Source organism: Clostridium sp. SHJSY1, from assembly GCF_031626875.1.
Taxonomy (GTDB): domain Bacteria; phylum Bacillota; class Clostridia; order Clostridiales; family Clostridiaceae; genus Clostridium.
The window spans coordinates 1-22626 of the sequence record NZ_JANDMF010000001.1 but is presented as its reverse complement, the minus strand read 5'-3'; the positions used below and the strand labels follow the sequence as shown (position 1 = coordinate 22626).

The following is a 22626-nucleotide window of genomic DNA, read 5'->3' as shown; positions in this document are numbered from 1 at the left end:
TTTGAATATATATGTATAAAATGAAGTAAGTTTTAAAATATAACTTCAATTAAATAAAGTTACATTTATTGAAATACATACCAGGTATTATACTAAAAATTAAGCAGCAAAACAATATTTGGATAATGGTTTCGCTAAAACTAATATCAAAAATAAATGATTTTATATCAATTAAAAAATACTATGTTGAAATAAAACAATAAATAATGATATACTTTGAAGATATTATATATAGTGTCCAAAATGGACTTAGGAGGAAAAGTTTAATGAAAGTTGCATTTGCTACATTAGGATGTAGGGTAAATCAATATGAATCAGAAGCTATGGCAGAAAAGTTTATTAGAGATGGTTATGAAGTAAAAGATTTTTCAGAAGTAGCTGATGTATATGTTATAAATACTTGTACAGTAACAAATATGGGAGATAAAAAATCTAGACAAATAATAGGAAGAGCTAGAAGGTTGAATGAAAATGCTATTATAGCTGTGGTAGGTTGCTACTCGCAAATGGCTCCTGGAGAAGTTTCAGCAATAGATGGTGTGGATGTTGTATTGGGTACCAGAAATAAGGGAGATGTGGTATACTATGTTAATAAGGCAAAAGATGAAAAAGAAGTCCAAGTTCATGTAGATGGCGTTTTGAAAAATAATAAGTTTGAGGAACTTAATATTGAAGAATATCAAGATAAAACTAGGGCATTCTTAAAAATACAAGATGGATGTAATAGATTTTGTACTTTTTGCTTAATACCATATGCAAGAGGGTCTGTTTGTTCAAAAGATCCTAAAAAGGTAATAGAAGAAATTAATAAATTAAGTGAACATGGCTTTAAGGAAATAATATTATCAGGAATTCATACAGCCTCATATGGAGTGGATTTAGAAGGAACTGTAACACTTGTAGACCTTTTAGAACAAATAGAAAAGCTAGAAGGTATTGAGAGAGTTAGAATAGGATCTATAGAACCAGCATTCTTTACACCAGAAGTAGTAGGGAAGATTAAGAATATGAAAAAATTATGTCCTCAGTTTCATTTGTCGCTTCAAAGTGGATGTAATGCTACATTAAAGAGGATGAATAGAAGATATAGTGCAGAGGAATATGAAAATATAGTTAATGTTCTAAGGGAAAATATTAAAGATGTTTCTATTACTACTGATGTTATAGTTGGATTTCCAGGAGAAACAGAAGAGGAATTTAATGAAACATATGACTTTTTAACTAGACTTAAACTTACTAAAACACATGTGTTTAAATATAGCCCAAGAAAGGGCACAAAAGCTGCTGATATGGAAAATCAAGTAGATGGCAATAAAAAAGAAATAAGAAGTAAAGCTTTAATAGATTTAAATAATAAAAATGAAAAGGAGTTTACAAAAAGATATATTGGGAAAACTTTAGATGTATTAATAGAACAAGAAGTTAAAGATAAACAAGGTATCTATGAAGGATATACTAGAAATTATATAAAAGTTGAAGTTCATGGAATTGATGAAAACATAAAAGGTCAAATAATAAATTGTAAGATAGAAGAAGCTGCTGATGATTATGCGGTTGCTACATATTTAAAATAACTTTAAAGGGGGTGAATTTATGGAAAATTGTATTTTTTGCAAAATAATCAAAGGAGAAATTTCTAGCAAGAAAATATATGAAGATGACAAAGTATATGCTTTTTATGATATAAACCCAGAAGCACCAACACATTTTTTGGTAATACCAAAAGAGCATATTGAAAGTGCAAATTCAATAAATGAAGATAATGTAGAAATAATTTCACATATTTTCCTAACGATTAATAAACTAGTTAGTGAACTAGGAATTGACAAAACTGGTTATAGAATAATTAATAATACAGGAAAAGATGGAGGTCAAACAGTACATCATATTCATTTTCATGTATTAGGTGGAAAAGCATTAAATTTTTCATTAGGTTAAAATTACTATAAATTCATTAGAGTTATTGACATCAGTAAGAGAATCATTGTATAATATATCGTGTGTTATTAAGCCCGTAGCTGAGTTGAATTAGAGATTTTAGCTAGCGGAGGGAGGGATAATTAATGTCAGAGATAAAAGTTGGAGAAAACGAAACACTAGAAAGTGCGTTAAGAAGATTTAAAAGAAAATGTGCTAGAGCTGGAGTTCTTTCAGAAGTTAGGAAGAGAGAACATTACGAAAAGCCAAGCGTAAAGAAAAAAAAGAAATCAGAAGCTGCTAGAAAGAGAAAGTTCAAGTAGAACAATTTCTTTTTGAAAGAAGGTATAGATATGCCAACAATAAAAGAGAGACTTCAAGAAGATTGGAAAGCTGCATTGAAATCTAAAGATAAATTTAAAGCTAATGTGATAAGTACTGCAAAATCAGCTATATTATTGGTTGAAAAAACTGATAATAGAAAAGTTGAAGATGGAGAAACTATTGAAATATTAGCAAGAGAAGTCAAGCAGAGAAGAGAAGCTATGCTTGAATTCGAAAAGGGAAATAGACAGGATTTGGTAGATCAGAATAAAGCTGAAATAGAAATCTTGCTAGAATACCTTCCTCAGCAGTTAAGTGAAGTAGAAATTAAAAAAATAGTAGAAGAATCAGCTATAGAAGCGGGCGCTAGTAGCATAAAAGACATGGGAAAAGTTATGGCTTTAGTTAGACCTAAGACATTAGGCAAAGCTGACGGCAAACTTGTGAGTCAATTCGTTAAAGAATATTTAACTAATAAATAGCAAAAGAACTCTTAGGAGTTCTTTTTGTTATTTTTTTTTGTATTCAAACATAAATTACAATGATAGAAATAATTAGGGAGATTAAGGTGGAGAGCAAAAAAAATAAAAATAAAGAAGCTATCATTGAAAAATTTAAAATTCCAAAAGATTTGATTTTGGATATACCAAAGATTATAGTAACAGGAGACAAAGAAATTATTATTGAAAATCATAAAGGTATAGTATCTTTTGAAAAAAATGAGATAAGAATTAATTCAAGAGTAGGAATTATAAAAATACAAGGGAGTAGTTTCGAGATACTATACATAGGCGGGGACACTATAACAATAAGTGGAAGTTTTAAAGCGATTTTTTATGAAGGTAACCAATTATGATGATATTAAATAAAATGAGAACTGGGAAAATTACTTTAGATGTTAGTGTGCCTATGCCTGAGAAATTTTTGAATCTTTTATGGAAAGAAAATGTGAATGTATCAAGAGCTGTTAGAAGTGATATTACAACTATTAGATTAGAAGTAAATTATGAGGATTACAAAGAGGTAGAAAGAGCAGTAAAAAAATGTAAAGGTAAAATAAAAGTAGTTAATAGACAAGGCTTTATATTTATAATTTATAGAATGAAAAAACAAATATCATTGATTATTGGTGGAGCTATTTTTGTATGCGGTTTATATTTGTTATCAACTCAGATTTGGGCTATTGAGATATCAACTAAGGAAAATATAGCACCTTATGAAATTAGAAAACAGCTTACTGAACTTGGAGTAAAGCCTGGAATAGGTAAGAGTGATATAAATGTATATTCTTTAGAGAAAAAATTAGAGGATATAAATAGTGATATACTATGGATACGTGCAAGAATAGAAGGGTCAACTTTAAAAATTGTTATAGAAGAAAAAGTAACACCACCTAAGATAACTGGTGCACCTATAGGAGAATGCGTTGCTGCAGTAGATGGAGAAATAAAAAGGATATATGTTAATTCAGGAACAGCTAAGGTAAACCCTGGTGATATAGTAAAAGCAGGAGAGGTTCTAATTAGCGGAGTTCAAGGAAGGGAAGGGGAAGAATATGCAGTTCCGGCAAAGGGCACAGTTATAGCAAATACATTTTATGAAAAAGAGATGGAAATTCAGGTGAGTGGTAAGAAGATTGAGAAGACAGGGAAAACAGATAGTGATATATATCTTAATTTTTGGGGTAAAAAAATTTACTTAAAAAAAGCTATAAACAAGTTTAAGTATTATGATAAAATAGATACTAATAAAGGATTTATTAGTAAAGTGTTATATTATGAACGAGAAGAAAAAGAAGTTAATAAAGAAAAAAATGAAGAAGTCAATAAAGCAGCAAGTCAATTAGAGAAATCTTTATTAAAAACTTTAAGTAATGATGCTAAAATATCAAATAAAGAAATTAATGTACAGGATATTGGAGAAGGAAAAATGAGGGTTAAAGTTATGTTTTTAGTAGAACAGAATATAGCTAAAGTTAACAATTAAATAGACAGGTATAGATAAGAGGGTGAGATACATTAATTATGAAAATGAAATATAATTTCAACATTAAACATGATACAAAGAGGATATTTTTATTTTTAGTCACATTTCTATGGATTTTTGTATTAATGGTTACTTCAGTTGCTCCTAAAAAATATGATTTAAGTGAAGGTGAAATCGCACGAAGTGACATTAAAGCACCTAGAGAATACGTGGATGAAAAAGCTTCAGAAGAGAAATTGAAACAAGCTTTAGAAAGTGTTGATAAGCAATTTACTTTAAAAGGAGAAGTTAAAAAACAAGCGCAATCAAATTTAACAGGCCTTATTGAGAAAGTTATTAATGTTAATTCTACATCTATGCAAGAGGCAGAGAAAGTTTCATCTTTGCAAAAATACGATCCAATAAAGTTAGCTGATGGTGAATGTAAAATATTAATTTCTATTTCTAAGGAGAAATTAACAGAATTAGAAGACAATATAACGAAGATAATTGATAGTGTGTATGAAAAAAACATAGAAAATGATAATAAGGATAGATTATCAGAAGCACGTGATGATGCATCTAAAAAAATAAATGATTTAAAACTAGATTCAAATTTGAGTTCTTTGTTAAATAAAATAGTTACTGCACAAATTCAACCAAACTTTTTTTATGATGAACAAAAAACAGAAGAAAAAAAGAAAGAAGTTCAAAAAAGCACTGATAAAGTATTGATAAAAAAGAATCAGATCATTGTAAAAGAGGGTGAACCTGTTACTGCAAGGCAGATTGAAATTTTAACAGATTTAGGATTGTTAAATGAAAATACAGGGAAAGGATTTGCGTTATTATATCTAGTGCTAGCAGCATTTTCAGGAGTGATTCTTTATATAGAACATTATTATATATATAAGAATCATAAGAATATATATTCAAATTTAAAGATGTTAGCTTTAATTAATTTACTTAATGTTGTATCTTTGGGATTAGCAAGAGTTATAAGTATTGGATCTCCATACTTAATTCCATTAGCTTGGGCACCTATGTTAATAACATTACTTGTAAATTATAAGGTGTCTATGTTTGTAAGTACATTGAATGCTGTTTTGATAGGAACTTTAGTAGAATTTAATCCAGCGATTATGATATTAGCTGTTTTAAATGCGTTACTTGGAGCTACAGTTCTTAGAAAATTGCAACAAAGAAATGATATATTATATGCATCTGTAATAATTTTAACTTTAAGTGGTATTACAAGTTTTACTGTAGGGGTAATATTGTCAAGTAATATTACGGATATATTCTTAAACACATTGATGTCTGTTTTGGGTGTATTTATATCTGGAATATTAGCTATTGGATTGTTACCATTTTTAGAAGGTGCATTTGATATAGTAACTACATTAAAATTATTAGAACTTAGTAACCCGAACAGTCCTTTATTAAAAAAATTATTAATGGAAGCTCCAGGTACTTATCATCATAGTGTTATGGTTGCTAATTTAGCAGAAATGGCAGCAGAAGAGGTAGATGCAGATCCTGTAGTTACAAGGATAGGATCTTACTATCATGATGTAGGTAAAACTTTAAGACCATATTTCTTTAAAGAAAATCAAATTGGTAAAGATAATCCACATAATAAAATAAATGCAAGTTTAAGTACACTTATTATAGTTTCTCATGTAAAGGAAGGTTTAGAACTAGCTAAGGAGTATAAATTACCTAAAGTTTTGCAAGATATAATAGCAGAGCATCATGGCACTACATTGGTTAAGTATTTTTATTATACTGTAAAAAATAATTCTGAACATCCAGAGGAAGTAAGAGAAGAAGATTTTAGGTATAAAGGACCAATACCAAGTAGTAAAGAATCAGGACTTATAATGTTAGCTGATTCAACAGAAGCGGCTGTAAGGTCAATAAGTGATCCTACAAAAGGAAAAATTGAAGAAATGGTTAATAATATAATTAAAGATAAGCTTTATACTGGACAGCTAGATAATTGTGATTTAACATTGAAAGATTTAAATAAAATAAGGAAAAGTTTCTTGAAATCATTAAGTGGAATTTATCATCAAAGGATAGAATATCCCACTGAAAAAATAAAGGATTTAAAGAAATAGATCATGCTAAAAAGGAGAAAAGATGATTTACGTTGATAATAGACAAAGTAAAATAGATGTGGATGATAATGTAATTAAAGGGTTAGAAGATACTATACTTTTTACATTAGGAGAAGAAGAAGTTCTGGTACCTTGTGAAATTTCTTTGGTGTTTGTAGATAATGAGGATATTAGGAAAATTAATAATGAAAATAGAAGCATAGATAGAGCTACTGATGTTCTTTCTTTTCCTATGTTAGATTATCCAAAAGGGAATGTATATAAGGAGTGTTATAAAAATAAGAAGTTTGATGAGACTTTTATGGATGGAGAAGAATTAGTCATTGGGGATATAGTGTTATCATTAGAAAAAGCATTAGAACAATCGAAAGAGTATGATCATTCATTTCAAAGGGAAGCATCATATCTGGTTGTACATTCGGTATTGCACTTGTTAGGATATGATCATATGGAAGAAGATGAAAAAAAGTTCATGAGAAAAAGAGAAGAGGAGATCTTAAATAAACTTAATATAAAGAGGGGATAATAATTTTTATAAGTGTAAAAGGGTGATATAAATGAAATTAAAGAAGTTAGTGGACAGTTTTAATCATGCCATTGATGGTGTTATAGATACTGTAAGAACCCAAAGAAATATGAAAATACATTTATTTGCTTCATTGGCAGTTTTAATAGCTTGCTTTTGTTTTGATGTTACTAAGACAGAATTTTTAGTTTTAGCAGTAACAATAACTATGGTAATATCTGCAGAACTTATTAATACAGCTATAGAGGCGGCTATAGACATGACTACAAATTATTATCATCCTTTAGCTAAAATAGCTAAGAATGCAGCAGCAGGTGGAGTTTTTATAACTGCTGTAAATGCTTTAGTAGTGGGATATGTTATATTCTGGGATAAGTTGTCTAACTTTTCCTATGTTGTAATTCATAAAGTGAAAAGTTCTCATCCCTATACAATATTTATAGTGTTAGTAATAGTTTGTATTTCGACTGTAATTGTAAAAGCTATATTTGGAGAAGGAACACCACTTAAAGGTGGTATGCCAAGTGGTCATAGTGCACTTTCATTTTCTATAGCAACAGCTATATCGCTTATAACAGAGGAACCAATATGTATAATGTTGAGTTTTTTGATGGCTTTTATAACAGCTCAAAGTAGAGTGGATTCAGAAGTGCACTCATTAGCAGAAGTAATTGTTGGTGCTTTGTTTGGAATGTTGCTAACATTATTAATATTTACTGTGTTTAAAATTTAGTTTTATATTACACATAATAAGGTAGTTCGTAAATCGAACTACCTTATTATGTGTAATGTTTTTCTTTGGTTAGAAATCTGTATATAAATTTTACTGATTTCTAACTTCTTGTATAATTTTTGTATAGTGATATAATTTAAAATACACATAATATAAATAAAGAGTATGCTAATAAAGATATATCTAATGAGTGTTGGAGGAATTATTATGATTAATAGAGAATTAATATCAAAGGCTATAGAAGCTAGAGAAAATGCATACTGTCCTTACTCAAACTTTAAGGTGGGTGCAGCTGTTTTGTTTGAAGATGATAAAATATATACAGGATGTAATATAGAAAATGCATCATTTGGAGCAACTAACTGTGCTGAAAGAACAGCTATTTTTAATGGAATATCACATGGAAATAGAACAATTAAAGCTATTGCATTAATTGGAGATCCAAATTCTTTTACCTATCCTTGTGGTATATGCAGACAAGTGATTTCAGAGTTTGCGGAAAGTAAGGATACAAAGATATATATAATAAAAAATGAAAATGAAATTTTAGAAAAGACTTTAGATGAGATAATGCCAGGCACTTTTACAAAAGAAGACTTGGATAAATAAGGAGGAAGAATGTTTAAATCAGGATTTGTAACTATAGTAGGAAGACCAAATGTGGGTAAATCAACTTTGATGAATCATATAATGGGGGAAAAATTATCAATTGTTTCTAACAAACCGCAAACTACAAGAAATAATATTCAAACAATTTTAACTACAAAGAAATATCAAATTGTATTTGTGGATACACCAGGAATACATAAGCCAAAACATAAATTAGGTGAGTATATGGTGAATTCTGCAAAAGATTCAATGAAGGAAGTTGATTTAGTAATATTTATTACTAATCCAGATGATGAACTTGGAAGAGGAGATAAGTTTATACTTGAAACATTAAAGAATTCAAAAGCACCTGTGTTTTTGGTTTTGAATAAAGTAGATGAAACTACAAAAGAGAAGGTAGCTATGTCATTAGCTAAATTTTCACAAGAATTTAACTTTAAAGAGATTATTCCTATTTCTGCATTAAAGGGTAAGAATGTTGATAAATTAGTTGAACTTATGGTTGAAAGTTTACCAGAAGGGCCACAATATTATCCTGAAGATATGATTACAGATGTTCAAGAAAAGTTTGTTGTAGCAGAGTTAGTTAGGGAAAAAGCATTAAGAACTTTAAGAGATGAAGTTCCCCATGGAATAGCGGTTGATGTAATTCAAATGAAACAAAAAGAAAATGGAACATATCATATAGAAGTGGATTTGATATGTGAAAAGGATTCTCATAAGGGTATAATTATAGGAAAAAATGGGCAAAGTCTAAAGAAAATAGGGGAATCTGCTAGATATGAATTAGAAAGATTTTTAGATGCAAAAGTAAATATTAAAATATGGGTTAAAGTAAGAAAAGAATGGAGAGATAATCAAAATCTCTTAAAAGAACTTGGGTATAAGAAAAATAAATAGCAGATAGGGGATGGTTTAACTGTCACTATTTAAGTGCAAGGGTGTTATTATAAAAACACAAGATTATAAAGAAAATGATAAGTTAGTATGGATGTATACAGATGAATTAGGGAAAATAACCAATATAGCAAGGGGGGCTAAAAAAAGCAAGAGTAAACTTTTTGCAGTTACCCTGCCTTTATGCTATGGAGAATATTTAATTTTTAAAGGAAAAAATTTATACAATCTTCAAGAAGGTAAAATAATTAATTCATTTCAGGGGTTGTTAAATAATCTTGATAAGCTTACTTTTTCATCATATATTTGTGAGCTTATTGATATAGCTTTATTAGAAGGAGAAAGTAATAAGTGGCTTTTTAAGGAATTTATAACTACACTATATTTATTAAATACAGATGCTATAGATTATGAAATGCTTATAAGAACTTTTGAATTAAAGTTACTTAAGGCTACTGGATATGGATTAACTTTAGATAATTGCACTATATGTAAAAAGAAAATTTCATCAGCTAATTATATAAGTTTATCATATTATGGAGGAGTTTGTGAGGAATGTACTAAGGAGCATGGATTATATATTTCTAAAGGGACATACAATGCTTTGAGATTCCTCATTAAGACCCCTTCAGAAAAGATATATAAATTAAATTTATCAGATGATATAAAAAAAGAAATTGAAAAGGTAACTACTTTTATGATTTCTTCTAGTTATGCCAAAAGACCAAAAAGTTTAGAAATGCTAAATTATATAAAGGAGTGAATGGTATGGAGAAAATTTCATTAGAAAGCGTTGACAAGGTAAAGGAAAGAACTGGAGTTAGCTATGCTCAAGCGAAAGAAGCATTAGAATTTAGTGATGGAGATGTATTAGATGCTATAATATTCATTGAAAATAAAACTAATAATAATTTTGCAGAAGAATCAGAAGAAAGAGACGAAAACAATGGGCAAAGTATAGAAGAATTTAAAATATGGCTAAAGGAATTAATTAGAAAGGGTAATGTAGCAAGAATAAAGATTAAAAAGGATGAAAAGATATTAGTAGATGTTCCTGTAAATGCAGGAATTGCAGTAAGTGTGATTGCGATAATAATGCCAGCATTATTGGTTTTTGGTGTTGTAGCTGCAGTTGCTACAAAAATTACAATAGAAATTACTAAGGTAGATGGATCTGTTGAAGTTATTAATAAATATGTTTATAGAGCAGCAGATGAAGTTAAAGAAAAAGCTAGTGAATTTGCAGATGTTATAAAAAATAAATTTCATGATGCAAAGGATGAATATGGTAATAAACCTTCAAAAGAAGAAAAAGCATCCAATGGTAATGGAACTGTTTACAGCTATACAGTAAATTTTGAAGAAGATAAAGAGGAAAAAGAAGAGAAAGAAGAGAAAAATAGCTAAAATAATATGTAAAAATGATTAAGAATGTTATAAATGAGGACTAATTTAGGAATATTGAAGAAAAATGTTTGATTTTTCTGAAAATTAAGTGTAGTCAAAAGAGTATAAAGTGGTATAATTATACTGTGGTGAGAGATTACTACACAAAATTTTTAATATTCCTAAATTGACTCTGAAAAGAGGGATTGTATGAAATTGTCAGATAGGCAAGAAGAAATTATTAAATTAGTAAGAGAAGGACAGCCTGTCACAAGTGAGGCTTTAGCTGAAAAATTAGGGGTTACTAGAGCTGCATTAAGAGCAGATTTAGCTATACTTACTATGATAGGGATATTAGATGCAAGACCCAAAGTAGGATATGTTTTTTCTGACAAGCCTAAAAGTAGTTTGCTTTTAGATTATATAAATGAGATAAAGGTATCTGAAATAATGTCAAAACCATCTATAATAAGTGAAAATACTATGGTTTATGATGCAATCGTATACTTGTTTCTAAATGATGTTGGTACTGTTTTTGTTGAAAATAATGGCTTTTTAGTGGGAGCTGTATCTAGAAAGGACTTTTTAAAGATTTCAATTGGGGGTACTGATATTCATAAGGTTCCTGTGGGTATAATAATGACAAGAATGCCTAATATTATATGTGGAACTTCAGAAGACAGTGCATATGACATGGCTAAAAAAATTATAGAGCATGAGATTGATAGTATACCAATAGTTGAGACGTTAAAGGTAGATGGAGTAAAGAGTCAATATAAAATTGTAGGAAAGGTTTCAAAAACCAATATCACAAGATTATTCGTAAAAATGGGAGAGAGCGAGTAACATAAGGTGTAACTTTCAGAGCATTAGCTTTGTTAGTATATATAATTTGTATTGAACGGAGGAGTATTGAGATGGAGAGAAAGTACGTTTACCTTTTTAGTGAAGGAAATGCAAGTATGAAGAATTTACTGGGAGGTAAAGGAGCAAATTTAGCAGAAATGACTACACTAGGAATTCCAGTTCCGACAGGATTTACTGTTACTACAGAAGCTTGTAATAAGTATTATGAAGATGGTAAAAAAATATCATCTGAAGTATTGGAGCAAATAACAACAAGTATTAAAGAACTTGAAAAGTTATCAGGAAAGGAATTTGGTAGTGCTACAAACCCTTTGCTTGTATCGGTAAGATCAGGAGCAAGAGCGTCAATGCCAGGTATGATGGATACAATATTAAACCTTGGATTAAATGATGAAGCTGTAGAAGTTATAGCAAGGCTTACTAACAATCCAAGATTTGCATATGATTCATACAGAAGATTTATTCAAATGTTTTCAGATGTTGTTATGGGAATTGAAAAGCGATTATTTGAAAATAAAATTGATGAGATGAAAGAAAAAAGAGGAGTGGAAAATGATACAGAACTTACAGCTGATGATTTAAAAGAATTAGTAAGTGAGTATAAAAAGCTTTATAGAAGTGAAAAGGGAGAAGATTTTCCACAAGAACCTAGAACTCAATTAATTGAGTCTATTACAGCTGTATTTAGATCTTGGGATAATCCAAGAGCTATAGTATATAGAAGACTTAATGATATCCCTGGAGAATGGGGAACAGCTGTAAATGTGCAAGAAATGGTATTTGGAAATAAGGGTGAAACATCAGGTACAGGAGTTATATTCTCAAGAAATCCTGCAACTGGGGAAAATAAAATATATGGAGAATATTTAATGAATGCACAAGGGGAAGATGTTGTTGCAGGTATTAGAACTCCAAAACCAATTTCGCAATTAGAAGAGCAAGATCCAGTTATATATAAACAATTAACTGGTATTATTAACACATTAGAAACTCATTACAAAGATATGCAAGATATGGAAATAACTATAGAAGAAGGTAAGTTATATTTCCTTCAAACTAGAAATGGTAAGAGAACAGCTCAAGCAGCTTTGAAAATAGCTGTAGATTTAGTTGAAGAAAAAATGCTTACTAAAGAGCAAGCAATTTTAAAAGTTGAACCTAAGCAATTAGATTCTTTATTACATCCTGCTTTTGACCAAGCGGAGATAAAAAAAGCAGCGCCAGTAGCTAAGGGGCTTCCTGCGTCACCAGGAGCTGCTTGTGGTAAGATAGCATTTACAGCTGAAGAATCTAAAGAAAGAGCTGAGAAAGGCGAACAAGTGGTTTTGGTTAGGCTTGAGACATCTCCAGAAGATATTGAGGGAATGGTTGCGGCAGAAGGAATTTTAACTGTAAGAGGTGGAATGACTTCACATGCTGCTGTTGTTGCTAGAGGTATGGGAACTTGCTGTGTTGCAGGTTGCGGAGAACTAAAGGTAGATGAAGTTAAAAGAACATTAACTGTAGGTGGAAAGACTTACAGAGAAAATGATTATATATCAATTGATGGTTCAACTGGTAATGTGTATGCAGAAAAGGTTAAAACAGTTTCTCCTGAAATATCAGGACATTTTGCTATATTTATGGGATGGGCAGATGAAATTAGAAAATTAAAAGTTAGAACAAATGCAGATACTCCTAGAGATACAAAACAAGCTGTTGAATTTGGAGCAGAAGGTATAGGATTATGTAGAACAGAGCATATGTTCTTTGCAGAAGATAGAATAATGGCTGTTAGGGAAATGATAGTATCTAAGAATGAAGAAGAAAGAAGAAAGGCATTAGATAAAATACTTCCAATGCAAAGACAAGATTTTATAGAAATTTATGAAGCTTTAGAAGGAAAACCAGCAACAATTAGATTCTTAGATCCACCACTACATGAATTTGTACCTCATAGCGATGAAGATATAGAAGCTTTAGCTAAAGAGATGGGATTGGAATTTACTGATCTAAAGGCTACGGTTGAAGGATTACATGAATTTAATCCTATGATGGGGCATAGAGGATGTAGATTGGCTGTATCTTATCCAGAAATAGCAGAAATGCAAACTAGAGCAGTAATAGAAGCAGCAATAGAAGTTAGAAATTCAAAAGGATATGATGTGGTTCCTGAAATAATGATTCCATTAGTAGGTGAAATCAAGGAATTAAAATATGTTAAGGATGTTGTAGTTAAAACTGCTGATGAAGTAATGAAAGAAAAGGGAGTAAATTTAGAGTATCATGTTGGTACCATGATTGAAATACCAAGAGCAGCACTTACAGCAGATAAAATTGCAAAAGAAGCTGAGTTCTTCTCATTTGGAACAAATGACTTAACTCAAATGACTTTTGGGTTCTCAAGAGATGATGCTGCTAAGTTCTTAGGATCATACTATGAAAAGAAGATTTATGAACAAGATCCATTTGCTAAGTTAGATCAAACAGGTGTTGGAGCGTTAGTTAAATTAGCAGCTGAAAAGGGAAGAGCAACTAGACCTAATATTCATTTAGGAATATGTGGAGAACATGGTGGAGATCCATCATCAGTTGAATTCTGTCATAATGTTGGACTTGATTATGTATCATGCTCACCATTTAGAGTTCCTTTAGCAAGACTTGCAGCAGCTCAAGCACAAGTTAAAAATAAGAGATAATTAATTAAATTCCTGCAATAGAAATAATTATTGCAGGAATTTTTAGTTTTCAAAGAGGAATTGACCAGTTGTTTTCTGAAAGAATATGAACAATATCGTTAATGAATTCAAGTTGATTTCTATTTCTTAAACTTGCTTTATTAATAAGTGTTTGAAACGCAATTTTATTGCATTTATTTATGTTTTTATAATAGTCTTTTGATATTTTCCAATATTTTTGTGGGAATGCCAAATAAGAAATTATATATTTATAATCTGATTTAGTTAAGTGTTTATATGAGGTATATGATTTAAGGATTGATAGAGCTATATCTATGTTCCAGTTTGTATTTTCCCTTTTTAAAAGTCTGCGCATGAAGTATGAAAGATCATGGACACAATAATCTAATTTGCACTTATCAAAATCTATCATCCACAATTCATCATCTGAAGAAAAAATTAAATTTTTATTTACATAATCTCCATGACATAATGAAATAGACAAATCCTTAAAATCTATACTTGAAGAAATTTCTAAAGAAATTTTGCATAATTGTAGGTTAATATCAAAATCTTCTATATATTTTTTTGAAAATAAATCATGAAATTTAAATGCTAAATTTGAATTTTGTAAAATTTGTTCAAAGTGTTTTGAATTGGATAAATATATATTATCAAACCCTTTTCTGTTTAAGCTACCTTCGATAGGAGTAAATTGTTCTGATTTTTTGTGCAATTTTGCAAGTTCTAAGGAGGAAGAGATTACATCATTAAATTTATCAAAATCACACTTTGCACCATCAATCCAAGGAGTGAGTATGAAAAGCATGTTATTATATTTTACAAATCTACCCTTATCTGAAGAGGGAAGAAGATTTGGAACGTGTAAATCATTTCTATGAAGCCATTCTAATGCAGAATAAACATATAGTAATTCTTCTTCAGGAAAATATACTTTTTTTAGACAGTAAGAATTATTTTTGTAAATAACTTTATACACAGCTCTTTGTTTATCAGTATCTTTAAATTTCACCATAGCTACATTTGCATCATAAATATTGAATGATGGCAAAATATTTTTCAAAATATTATCTTCACAAAATAATGATTTATCTGGGTTACACACTATATTATTCATTTGATTCTCCTTTTAAATTACTCATTACTATGATATTAATATAATTCTTTAAATATACTATATAGATTTTCAAAAAAAACAGTATTTTTAGATATAAAATTAAAGTATATGCAAATAATATTTACATGTAATAAATAAAGGATTTATGAGATAAGTATAGAATAATAAAAAAGAGGTGATGATATATGAACGTAAGGGAAAAAATTGAAAGTTGTGAACGGTTGACATTAGTTAAAGAGTCTACTTTATCATCTGAGACAAAAGGAAGAGAAAGGGATGAAGAAGAAGATAATTATAGAACTTGCTTTATGGTTGATAGAGACAGAATACTTCATTCAAAATCTTTTAGAAGACTTAAACATAAAACGCAAGTTTATATAAAAACTTTCGGTGATCATTACAGAACAAGATTGACTCACACCTTAGAAGTTAGCCAAGTTGCAAGAACTATTGCAGTTGGGATAGGATTAAATGAAACTCTGGTGGAAGCTATTGCTTTAGGACATGATTTAGGTCATGTAGCTTTTGCACATAATGGAGAAGAAGTTTTAAATGAATTTTTGCCACAAGGATTTAGGCATAATGAACAAAGTGTAAGAGTTGTAAGAAAACTTGAAAGGGAAGGAAATGGACTTAATCTTACTGAAGAAGTTATAGATGGAATATTAAATCATAGTGGACTTAGTAGCAGTATTAACAAAGGAGCTAAGACATTAGAAGGCAGAATAGTTCAATATAGTGATAAAATTGCATATATTAATCATGATATAGATGATTCTGTTAGAGCAGGATTATTAATGGAAGAAGCGTTGCCAAAAGAAATTTGTAATGTACTTGGATATTCTCATTCTGATAGAATAAATACTTTAGTATCAGATTTAATTATAACTTCTAAAGAAAATTTAAATAATGGGGTTAAGGATGTAGGACTAAGCAAAGAAATTGGTGAGGCGATGAGAGAGCTTAGAGCATTTATGTTTAAAAATATTTATTTAGGTGAAGAACTTAAAGAAGAGAGAAAAAAAGCAAAATTTATATTAGAACAATTAATAAAGTATTTTATGAATTATCCAGAAAAAATGCCTGAATTATATTTTGAAATCTCAAAAAGAGAAGGAAAAGAAAGGGGCGTAGCAGATTACATAGCAGGAATGAGTGATGACTATTGTTTGAACTTATTTAATAAATTATATGTACCAAAGTTGATAATATATTAAATTATAGAATAAATTACCTTTGCATAAGAGAAGATAATACAGTAAATATAAAAATATTAATTTTTAAGAAGGATTTTAAATTAGAATGTCGAATAATATGAAATTGGTGAAAATTATTTAGTAAGGAGGGAGAATACTCCTTGCGTATTTCTGAAGATATAATAGAAAGAATCAAACAAGAAAATGATATTGTAGATATAATTTCTGAAACTGTAAAGCTTAAAAGGGCAGGTAGGAATTATATGGGGCTTTGCCCCTTTCATAATGATAAATCTCCTTCATTCTCAGTATCACAAGATAAACAAATTTATAAGTGCTTTTCTTGTGGAGAAGCAGGAAATGTTATTACTTTTGTAATGAAGCAAAGAAATTTAAATTTTATTGAAGCTATTAAACTTTTAGCTGAAAAAGTTAATATTCCTCTAGATTTAGGTAATGGAGAGCCTAGCAAGATTTCAAAGAAAAAGGATGTTTTGTTTAAAGTAAATGTTGAAACAGGGCGATTTTTCTTCAATAATTTGATGGCTGATAGAAAAGCAAAAGAGTATTTTTTAAACAGAGGAATTCAGGAATCTACAATAAGAAAATTTGGGTTAGGATACGCTAAGGATAGCTGGAGTAATTTAATCTATCATCTAAAACGAATTGGCATCAATGAAAAAATTATGCTTGAAGCTGGTTTGGTTATAAAAAATGAAAAAAAGAATACTATTTATGATAGGTTTAGAAAGAGAGTCATGTTTCCCGTTTTTGATATAAAAGGTAGGGTGATTGGCTTTGGTGGAAGGGTTTTAGATGATTCTAAGCCAAAATATTTGAATTCACCAGAAACTTTAGTTTTCCAAAAGGGTACCAATTTATATGGGTTAAATCTTGCCATTAAAAATAAAATGGAAGATAGATATTTTGTAATTGTGGAAGGGTATATGGATTGTATATCACTTCATCAACATGGAATTACCAATGTAGTTGCATCCTTAGGTACTGCTTTGACAGTAAATCAAGCAAGGCTACTAAAAAGATATGCTGATAAGGTTATAATTTCTTATGACGCTGATGTAGCAGGGCAAACAGCAACTCTTAGAGGACTTGAAATCTTAAGAGATGCTGGTTTTGATGTTAGGGTTCTTATTATTCCAAAAGGAAAAGACCCAGATGAATTTATTAGATCTAATGGCAAAGATGCATTTCTAAAATTAATTAATAATGCTATTCCTTTAATCAGTTATAGATTAAAAAGAGCAGAAGAAGGAATTAATTTTAAAGATGAACAATCACTTATTATTTATGGGGAGAGAGTTACTGATATTTTAGCTGATTTGAATCCTGTAGAAAAAGATGTATACATAAAAAAGATATCAGAGGATACAGGATTGAGGGAACAATCTTTGTATGATTTGCTAAGAATGGCTAAAAACATAAAAGAAGAGCCTTTTATGAATAAAGAGGAAGAAGTTGGAACAAAATTATATGTAGAGCCAGGTTATATAAAAGCAGAGAAATCCTTGATAAAATTAATGCTTAATGATGAATATTATGAAGATATAATTAAAACTCTATCTATAGAGGATTTTAATTTAGAAGCACATAAAAAAATATTTGCTTTTTTATGTAGAGGAAGAGAAGAAAGAATTGAGAATCTTTTATCCTATGTAGAAAATAATTGTGATGATATAGAATCTTCAAAAGAATGGGTAAAAATTAAAGAAATTGAAGTTTTAGAGGCTGAGAATACAAAAAAGCTAATAGAAGATTATATTAATAAAATTAAATCATTTAAGTTACAGGATAAGATTGAGAGTCTAAAAAAGGAGCAGAAGAAATTGGAACAAAAGGGTATGATAGAAGAATCAATAAAACTTGCTATTAAACTTAAAGAGTTAACGGAAGAGTTGAAAGTAAGGAGATGTTCTAGTGGTCAAGGCGAAAGGAGGTAACAAGTAATGGCAGAAGAAATAAAGACAAAAGCAGTAAATAAGAAAAATGATAATAAAGATAAGAATTCAAAGATGTCCGTGGTAAAAAACTTGATTGAAAAAGGTAAAAAGAACGGAACTTTAACATATAAAGAAATAATGGATGAAATAGAAAATATAGAATTAGGTACTGAACAAATTGAGAAAATTTATGAAGTGCTAGAATCTATGGGGATTGAGGTTATTGGAGATCTAAATGGTGTGGATGTGGAAGAGGAAGAAGAAATAGATTTATCTGTGCCAGAGGGGATTGCTATAGATGATCCAGTAAGAATGTATTTAAAAGAAATAGGTAAGGTTCCATTATTATCTTCTGAAGAAGAGATAGCGCTTGCACAAAGACTTGAAGTTGGAGATCAATATGCAAAGAAAAAATTAGCAGAGGCAAATCTTAGACTTGTAGTAAGTATAGCAAAGAGATATGTAGGAAGAGGAATGCTATTCTTAGATTTGATACAAGAAGGAAATTTAGGCCTTATAAAAGCAGTTGAAAAGTTTGATTATAGGAAAGGGTTTAAGTTTTCGACTTATGCTACTTGGTGGATTAGGCAAGCAATAACAAGAGCTATTGCAGATCAAGCAAGAACAATTAGAATTCCGGTTCATATGGTTGAAACTATAAATAAACTTATTAGAGTTCAAAGACAACTGCTTCAAGAACTAGGAAGAGATCCATTCCCAGAAGAGATTTCGAAGGTTATGGATTTGCCAGTTGAAAAAGTTAGAGAAATTCAAAAGATTGCTCAAGAACCAGTGTCATTAGAAACTCCTATTGGTGAAGAAGAAGATAGTCATTTAGGAGACTTTATTCCTGATGATGAAGCCCCAGCACCAGCTGAAGCTGCAGCTTTCACTATGCTTAAAGAACAATTAATTAATGTATTAGATACCCTAACCCCAAGAGAAGAAAAGGTTCTAAGACTTAGATTTGGACTTGATGATGGAAGAGCAAGAACTCTAGAAGAAGTAGGTAAAGAATTTAATGTAACTAGAGAAAGAATAAGACAGATTGAAGCTAAGGCTTTAAGAAAACTTAGACATCCATCAAGAAGCAAAAAACTTAAAGATTATTTAGATTAATATATATAAAAACATCTGTTTTAGGACAGATGTTTTTTACTACTAAGGAGAGTTAAGTATTTATGGAATTAAGTAAAAGACTTATGTTTATTGTAAATCATATTGATAAATGCGACAGTATTATTGATGTAGGAACTGATCATGGATATATTCCTATTTATGTGGTTAAAAAAGGTTTATGTGAAAGAGCTATTGCATCTGATATTAACAAAGAGCCTGTGAAAAAAGCTAAGTTAAATGTTACTTTGGAGAATTTAGAAGATAAAATAGAGGTTAGACTTGGTGGTGGATTAGAAACAGTAAAAAAAGGTGAGGTTGAATCAGTAGTAGTAGCAGGTATGGGAGGAAATTTAATTAGAGATATACTTGAAAATGATAAAGAAAAAGTATTATGTTATAAATTTCTTATACTTCAACCGGCTCAAAATCCTGAGGTTCTTAGAGAGTATTTATATTCTAATGGTTATGAGGTAATGCAAGAAGACTTATGTTTGGATGAAGGCATATATTATGAATTATTTAAAGTTAGGAAATCTAATAAAATAGAAAAGATAGAATTAGAATCTATTTTTTATGAGATCTCTCCAATATTATTAAGAGAAAAACATGAACTGATGAATTCTTATTTAGAAAGTAAGAGAGAAAAATATGAGAGAATATCTGGGTTTATTAAAGATGATAGTGAGTCAGCTAATAAGAGAAGAAATGAAATTGAAGAAAAGTTAAGTTATATTAAGAAATTTAAGTTGGAGGTTTCAAAAAGATGACTACTAAAGTTAGAGATATAATTAAAGAAATGGAAAAGATTGCTCCATCATTTTTGAAAGAAAGTTATGATAATGTAGGACTTATGGTAGGAGAAGAAGAAAAGCAAGTTAAAAAGGTGCTTTTAGCTTTAGATTGTACAAAAGAAGTAATTTGTGAAGCTAAGGATAAAGATATAGATTTTATTATCACACATCATCCACTTTTTTTTAAAAAACCAAGTAAAATTGTAAGAGAAGATTTACAGGGATGGAAAGTAATAGAATTAGTTAAAAATGATATATCACTATATTCAAGTCATACAAACTTAGATTCAGTTAATGGTGGAATTAATGAAGAAATAGTAAAACTATTAGGATTTGAAAAGAGTGTTTTGATTGAAAAGAGTACTATAAAAGGATGTGAAAGTTCAGGAATAGGAAGATTTGTGGAATTAAATGAAGAAATTCCTGTAAAATCATTTGTTAAGAAACTTAAAGAATGCTTACAAGTTGAAAATATAAGAGGGGCAATAGCTAGTGAAAATATAAAAAAAATAGCTGTGATAAATGGAAGTGGGCAAGATTTCTTTAGTAAAGCTTTAGCTTTGGGAGCAGATTGTATAGTTACAGGGGATACTACTTATCATTTTGTTTCTGATTATAAAGAGAATGGAGTAACTATATTAGATCCAGGACATTTTTCAACAGAATGGATTGTATTTCTAAATGTTATGAAAAAGTTAGAAGATAAATTTGAGAATATAGAATTTATACATTCTAAGGTTAGTAAAGATCCCTATAGTTTTTTATAGAGTGAAAATAACCATAAAGATAGATTCTCCTCTATCTTTATGGAATATTTATTTTATTTTATGTCAGTTACTTTTGACATTTTGAATCCTTTTTCTTCAAGAGCAGAAATAACCCTTTTTAATACAGAATTATCTGTGTAGTTATAGCTCGGAGTTCCATTCTCATCTGATAAAGTGATGTATGAAAAATCTAATCTTGGATGGAAGAAAACACTTCCCATTTTATTTATATCAGCATTTTTAATAAAATTAATGGCAGAATCAATTTTATTTTCAGGAATGTAATCAAGTGGTGTTGATATATAATATGATGATTTATTATAAGGACTTAATTGAGGTTTAGTAAGATCTATACCATTTCGTCCTGCATCTTGAAATGGATGATATAAAATTTTAAAATATTGTTCAGCTATTTTATTTTGTTCAGCTGTAATTTGATAATGTGGGGTCTCAAAAAAATCTATAGGAATATCAAGATATTTTGCTGTAGCTAGTGCTTTTTCTATTCTTTCTTTAAATCTTTCTGTTGAAGGGTGTTTGTGACCAAATTCTGTGCCTATTGCAGACTCCTCATTATCTGATTGGTGGGTATAACCATGTAAACCTATAGATCCATTATGTTTTGTAAAGAAATCAAGGGTAAATATCATTTCTGCATTTCTAAAATCATTTTGAGTCATTGGGTCTATATCAATATTGTTTTGAGGAGATACAAAACGAGGTATCCAAGCTATATGATAAGGAATATTCTTTTTGTAAAGATAGTTACCTATAATTCTGAGTTTTTCTAGAAATTCTTTATCATAAGAAAGAGTGGTTAAATCTATATCTTCTAAACGCAAATAGCCAACTTGATCTATTTTAGAAATATAAGGTGTAATATTTTCGTTATTGTATCCCTCTGTTTTGCATGATATTGTTTTAGTAGCTACATCCCATCTAGTATACATTTCTAAAATGTCAGAAAGATCAGATAATCCTATAAAGTAAAAGTCATCTTGAGAAATTAAAGATTTTTTTAATTTAACTTCTTTATTATTTGAATTGATAATATTTTTTGAAGTATCTATATCAAAAGATTTATTTAATAATGAAATATGCAAGGAATCACTATCTTTATCAAAACTTCCGTTGAGTTTATCGACAATATCGTTTAAACAAAAATAATATCTATTTTTTTCTAAATAAATAGGAGTAGAAAGTTCTAAAATTTTACCATTAATTTTTAATTTAATATCATCTTTGGGTATATTCAAATCTTTAAGTTCGTTATAATCCAAAGATGGTTTTTCAGTTATGAGTGTGTTATCAGATTTTGAATCACTATTAGATGGTGAACATCCAATTAGTAAAAAAGTTAAAGCCATTATTATTAGTTTATTTGTTATTTTCATAGTTTCCCCCTGTGTAATAATATATTTTTAGTTTTAGTATATATAATAAAATGTTTATAATTCTATAATAATAAATTTTGAAATATTATACAATGCATAGCCTGTACTTAGAAGTTATAAAAAGAGAACAAATTAAAAAGTTTATACAAGTTTGTTATTTATTAAGAATAGTATATTAATATCTATAATAGTGCATTTTAACTTGAATAATTTTACAGTTGAATAGAAAAACAGATTCTTAGGCTATCTTTAATAACTC

Annotated in this window: 22 protein-coding genes; 20 read left to right on the top strand and 2 right to left on the bottom strand. The window is 29.2% G+C overall.

What is annotated here, in order from left to right:
* Nucleotides 1–266: 266 nt before the first annotated feature.
* From mtaB to ppdK, 15 genes are all read left to right on the top strand, one after another.
* Nucleotides 267–1574: a tRNA (N(6)-L-threonylcarbamoyladenosine(37)-C(2))-methylthiotransferase MtaB gene (gene mtaB / locus NNC19_RS00110; protein WP_310936547.1), complete on the top strand. Its 1308-nt coding sequence runs from the start codon at nucleotides 267–269 to the stop codon at nucleotides 1572–1574.
* A gap of 19 nt (nucleotides 1575–1593) precedes the next feature.
* Complete coding sequence (locus tag NNC19_RS00105; RefSeq protein WP_310936546.1) at nucleotides 1594–1938, top strand: histidine triad nucleotide-binding protein; 345 nt, start codon at nucleotides 1594–1596, stop codon at nucleotides 1936–1938.
* A gap of 125 nt (nucleotides 1939–2063) precedes the next feature.
* Nucleotides 2064–2240 (top strand): 30S ribosomal protein S21, encoded by a 177-nt coding sequence (gene rpsU, locus NNC19_RS00100; RefSeq protein WP_008429643.1) that lies wholly within the window; start codon nucleotides 2064–2066, stop codon nucleotides 2238–2240.
* Nucleotides 2241–2270: 30 nt separating this feature from the next.
* The gene (locus NNC19_RS00095) at nucleotides 2271–2723 is read left to right on the top strand and encodes a GatB/YqeY domain-containing protein (protein WP_310936752.1); all 453 of its coding nucleotides are present in this window, start codon (nucleotides 2271–2273) and stop codon (nucleotides 2721–2723) included.
* An 86-nt stretch (nucleotides 2724–2809) separates the two neighbouring features.
* Nucleotides 2810–3097, top strand: a complete 288-nt coding sequence (gene yqfC / locus NNC19_RS00090) for a sporulation protein YqfC (RefSeq protein WP_396136385.1) — start codon at nucleotides 2810–2812, stop codon at nucleotides 3095–3097.
* Nucleotides 3094–4227 carry a sporulation protein YqfD gene (gene yqfD / locus NNC19_RS00085; RefSeq protein ID WP_310936544.1) on the top strand — a complete coding sequence of 378 codons (1134 nt, stop codon included), beginning with the start codon at nucleotides 3094–3096 and terminating at the stop codon, nucleotides 4225–4227. Before yqfC ends, yqfD begins: the two co-directional genes overlap by 4 nt.
* 38 nt (nucleotides 4228–4265) lie before the next feature.
* A complete protein-coding gene (locus NNC19_RS00080; protein ID WP_310936543.1) occupies nucleotides 4266–6329 on the top strand; it encodes an HDIG domain-containing metalloprotein in 2064 nt (687 codons plus the stop codon).
* A gap of 22 nt (nucleotides 6330–6351) precedes the next feature.
* The gene (ybeY, locus tag NNC19_RS00075; RefSeq protein WP_310936542.1) at nucleotides 6352–6855 is read left to right on the top strand and encodes an rRNA maturation RNase YbeY; all 504 of its coding nucleotides are present in this window, start codon (nucleotides 6352–6354) and stop codon (nucleotides 6853–6855) included.
* Between the two features lie 31 nt (nucleotides 6856–6886).
* Complete coding sequence (locus NNC19_RS00070) at nucleotides 6887–7588, top strand: diacylglycerol kinase (protein ID WP_310936541.1); 702 nt, start codon at nucleotides 6887–6889, stop codon at nucleotides 7586–7588.
* A 207-nt stretch (nucleotides 7589–7795) separates the two neighbouring features.
* The gene (locus NNC19_RS00065; protein ID WP_310936540.1) at nucleotides 7796–8197 is read left to right on the top strand and encodes a cytidine deaminase; all 402 of its coding nucleotides are present in this window, start codon (nucleotides 7796–7798) and stop codon (nucleotides 8195–8197) included.
* Between the two features lie 9 nt (nucleotides 8198–8206).
* Nucleotides 8207–9097: a GTPase Era gene (era, locus tag NNC19_RS00060; protein ID WP_310936539.1), complete on the top strand. Its 891-nt coding sequence runs from the start codon at nucleotides 8207–8209 to the stop codon at nucleotides 9095–9097.
* Between the two features lie 19 nt (nucleotides 9098–9116).
* A complete protein-coding gene (recO, locus tag NNC19_RS00055; RefSeq protein ID WP_310936751.1) occupies nucleotides 9117–9857 on the top strand; it encodes a DNA repair protein RecO in 741 nt (246 codons plus the stop codon).
* A gap of 5 nt (nucleotides 9858–9862) precedes the next feature.
* A complete protein-coding gene (locus NNC19_RS00050) occupies nucleotides 9863–10501 on the top strand; it encodes a DUF4342 domain-containing protein (RefSeq protein ID WP_310936538.1) in 639 nt (212 codons plus the stop codon).
* 189 nt (nucleotides 10502–10690) lie between these two features.
* Nucleotides 10691–11326: a helix-turn-helix transcriptional regulator gene (locus NNC19_RS00045; RefSeq protein WP_310936537.1), complete on the top strand. Its 636-nt coding sequence runs from the start codon at nucleotides 10691–10693 to the stop codon at nucleotides 11324–11326.
* A 71-nt stretch (nucleotides 11327–11397) separates the two neighbouring features.
* A complete protein-coding gene (gene ppdK / locus NNC19_RS00040) occupies nucleotides 11398–14025 on the top strand; it encodes a pyruvate, phosphate dikinase (protein ID WP_310936536.1) in 2628 nt (875 codons plus the stop codon).
* A gap of 49 nt (nucleotides 14026–14074) precedes the next feature.
* On the opposite strand, the gene NNC19_RS00035 is transcribed toward ppdK, so the two are convergent.
* On the bottom strand, nucleotides 14075–15142 hold the full coding sequence (locus tag NNC19_RS00035) for a CotS family spore coat protein (RefSeq protein WP_310936535.1): 1068 nt from the start codon (nucleotides 15140–15142) through the stop codon (nucleotides 14075–14077).
* Nucleotides 15143–15327: 185 nt separating this feature from the next.
* Between NNC19_RS00035 and NNC19_RS00030 the strand changes: the two genes are divergently transcribed.
* The 5 genes from NNC19_RS00030 (at nucleotide 15328) to NNC19_RS00010 (ending at nucleotide 20973) form a co-directional block, all read left to right on the top strand.
* Nucleotides 15328–16359 (top strand): deoxyguanosinetriphosphate triphosphohydrolase, encoded by a 1032-nt coding sequence (locus tag NNC19_RS00030; RefSeq protein ID WP_310936534.1) that lies wholly within the window; start codon nucleotides 15328–15330, stop codon nucleotides 16357–16359.
* 140 nt (nucleotides 16360–16499) lie between these two features.
* Entirely contained in the window at nucleotides 16500–18296 is a 1797-nt protein-coding gene (dnaG, locus tag NNC19_RS00025; RefSeq protein ID WP_310936533.1) for a DNA primase, read from the top strand.
* A gap of 6 nt (nucleotides 18297–18302) precedes the next feature.
* A complete protein-coding gene (gene rpoD / locus NNC19_RS00020) occupies nucleotides 18303–19415 on the top strand; it encodes an RNA polymerase sigma factor RpoD (protein WP_310936532.1) in 1113 nt (370 codons plus the stop codon).
* A 62-nt stretch (nucleotides 19416–19477) separates the two neighbouring features.
* Nucleotides 19478–20182 carry a class I SAM-dependent methyltransferase gene (locus tag NNC19_RS00015; RefSeq protein WP_310936531.1) on the top strand — a complete coding sequence of 235 codons (705 nt, stop codon included), beginning with the start codon at nucleotides 19478–19480 and terminating at the stop codon, nucleotides 20180–20182.
* A complete protein-coding gene (locus NNC19_RS00010) occupies nucleotides 20179–20973 on the top strand; it encodes a Nif3-like dinuclear metal center hexameric protein (protein ID WP_310936530.1) in 795 nt (264 codons plus the stop codon). The genes NNC19_RS00015 and NNC19_RS00010 overlap by 4 nt, the downstream gene beginning before the upstream one ends.
* 53 nt (nucleotides 20974–21026) lie before the next feature.
* On the opposite strand, the gene NNC19_RS00005 is transcribed toward NNC19_RS00010, so the two are convergent.
* Entirely contained in the window at nucleotides 21027–22367 is a 1341-nt protein-coding gene (locus NNC19_RS00005; RefSeq protein ID WP_310936529.1) for a DUF2334 domain-containing protein, read from the bottom strand.
* Nucleotides 22368–22626 lie beyond the last annotated feature (259 nt).

What these genes read in the sequence shown, in the direction of transcription:
- era (WP_310936539.1), top strand. Translation starts at nt 8,207, where the DNA reads ATGTTTAAATCAGGATTTGTAACTATAGTAGGAAGACCAAATGTGGGT.
- NNC19_RS00045 (WP_310936537.1), top strand. Translation starts at nt 10,691, where the DNA reads ATGAAATTGTCAGATAGGCAAGAAGAAATTATTAAATTAGTAAGAGAA.
- NNC19_RS00050 (WP_310936538.1), top strand. Translation starts at nt 9,863, where the DNA reads ATGGAGAAAATTTCATTAGAAAGCGTTGACAAGGTAAAGGAAAGAACT.
- NNC19_RS00035 (WP_310936535.1), bottom strand. Translation starts at nt 15,142, where the DNA reads ATGAATAATATAGTGTGTAACCCAGATAAATCATTATTTTGTGAAGAT.
- NNC19_RS00095 (WP_310936752.1), top strand. Translation starts at nt 2,271, where the DNA reads ATGCCAACAATAAAAGAGAGACTTCAAGAAGATTGGAAAGCTGCATTG.
- NNC19_RS00080 (WP_310936543.1), top strand. Translation starts at nt 4,266, where the DNA reads ATGAAAATGAAATATAATTTCAACATTAAACATGATACAAAGAGGATA.
- mtaB (WP_310936547.1), top strand. Translation starts at nt 267, where the DNA reads ATGAAAGTTGCATTTGCTACATTAGGATGTAGGGTAAATCAATATGAA.
- NNC19_RS00015 (WP_310936531.1), top strand. Translation starts at nt 19,478, where the DNA reads ATGGAATTAAGTAAAAGACTTATGTTTATTGTAAATCATATTGATAAA.
- ybeY (WP_310936542.1), top strand. Translation starts at nt 6,352, where the DNA reads ATGATTTACGTTGATAATAGACAAAGTAAAATAGATGTGGATGATAAT.
- yqfD (WP_310936544.1), top strand. Translation starts at nt 3,094, where the DNA reads ATGATGATATTAAATAAAATGAGAACTGGGAAAATTACTTTAGATGTT.
- NNC19_RS00030 (WP_310936534.1), top strand. Translation starts at nt 15,328, where the DNA reads ATGAACGTAAGGGAAAAAATTGAAAGTTGTGAACGGTTGACATTAGTT.
- NNC19_RS00005 (WP_310936529.1), bottom strand. Translation starts at nt 22,367, where the DNA reads ATGAAAATAACAAATAAACTAATAATAATGGCTTTAACTTTTTTACTA.
- rpsU (WP_008429643.1), top strand. Translation starts at nt 2,064, where the DNA reads ATGTCAGAGATAAAAGTTGGAGAAAACGAAACACTAGAAAGTGCGTTA.
- rpoD (WP_310936532.1), top strand. Translation starts at nt 18,303, where the DNA reads ATGGCAGAAGAAATAAAGACAAAAGCAGTAAATAAGAAAAATGATAAT.
- NNC19_RS00070 (WP_310936541.1), top strand. Translation starts at nt 6,887, where the DNA reads ATGAAATTAAAGAAGTTAGTGGACAGTTTTAATCATGCCATTGATGGT.
- ppdK (WP_310936536.1), top strand. Translation starts at nt 11,398, where the DNA reads ATGGAGAGAAAGTACGTTTACCTTTTTAGTGAAGGAAATGCAAGTATG.
- NNC19_RS00105 (WP_310936546.1), top strand. Translation starts at nt 1,594, where the DNA reads ATGGAAAATTGTATTTTTTGCAAAATAATCAAAGGAGAAATTTCTAGC.
- NNC19_RS00065 (WP_310936540.1), top strand. Translation starts at nt 7,796, where the DNA reads ATGATTAATAGAGAATTAATATCAAAGGCTATAGAAGCTAGAGAAAAT.
- NNC19_RS00010 (WP_310936530.1), top strand. Translation starts at nt 20,179, where the DNA reads ATGACTACTAAAGTTAGAGATATAATTAAAGAAATGGAAAAGATTGCT.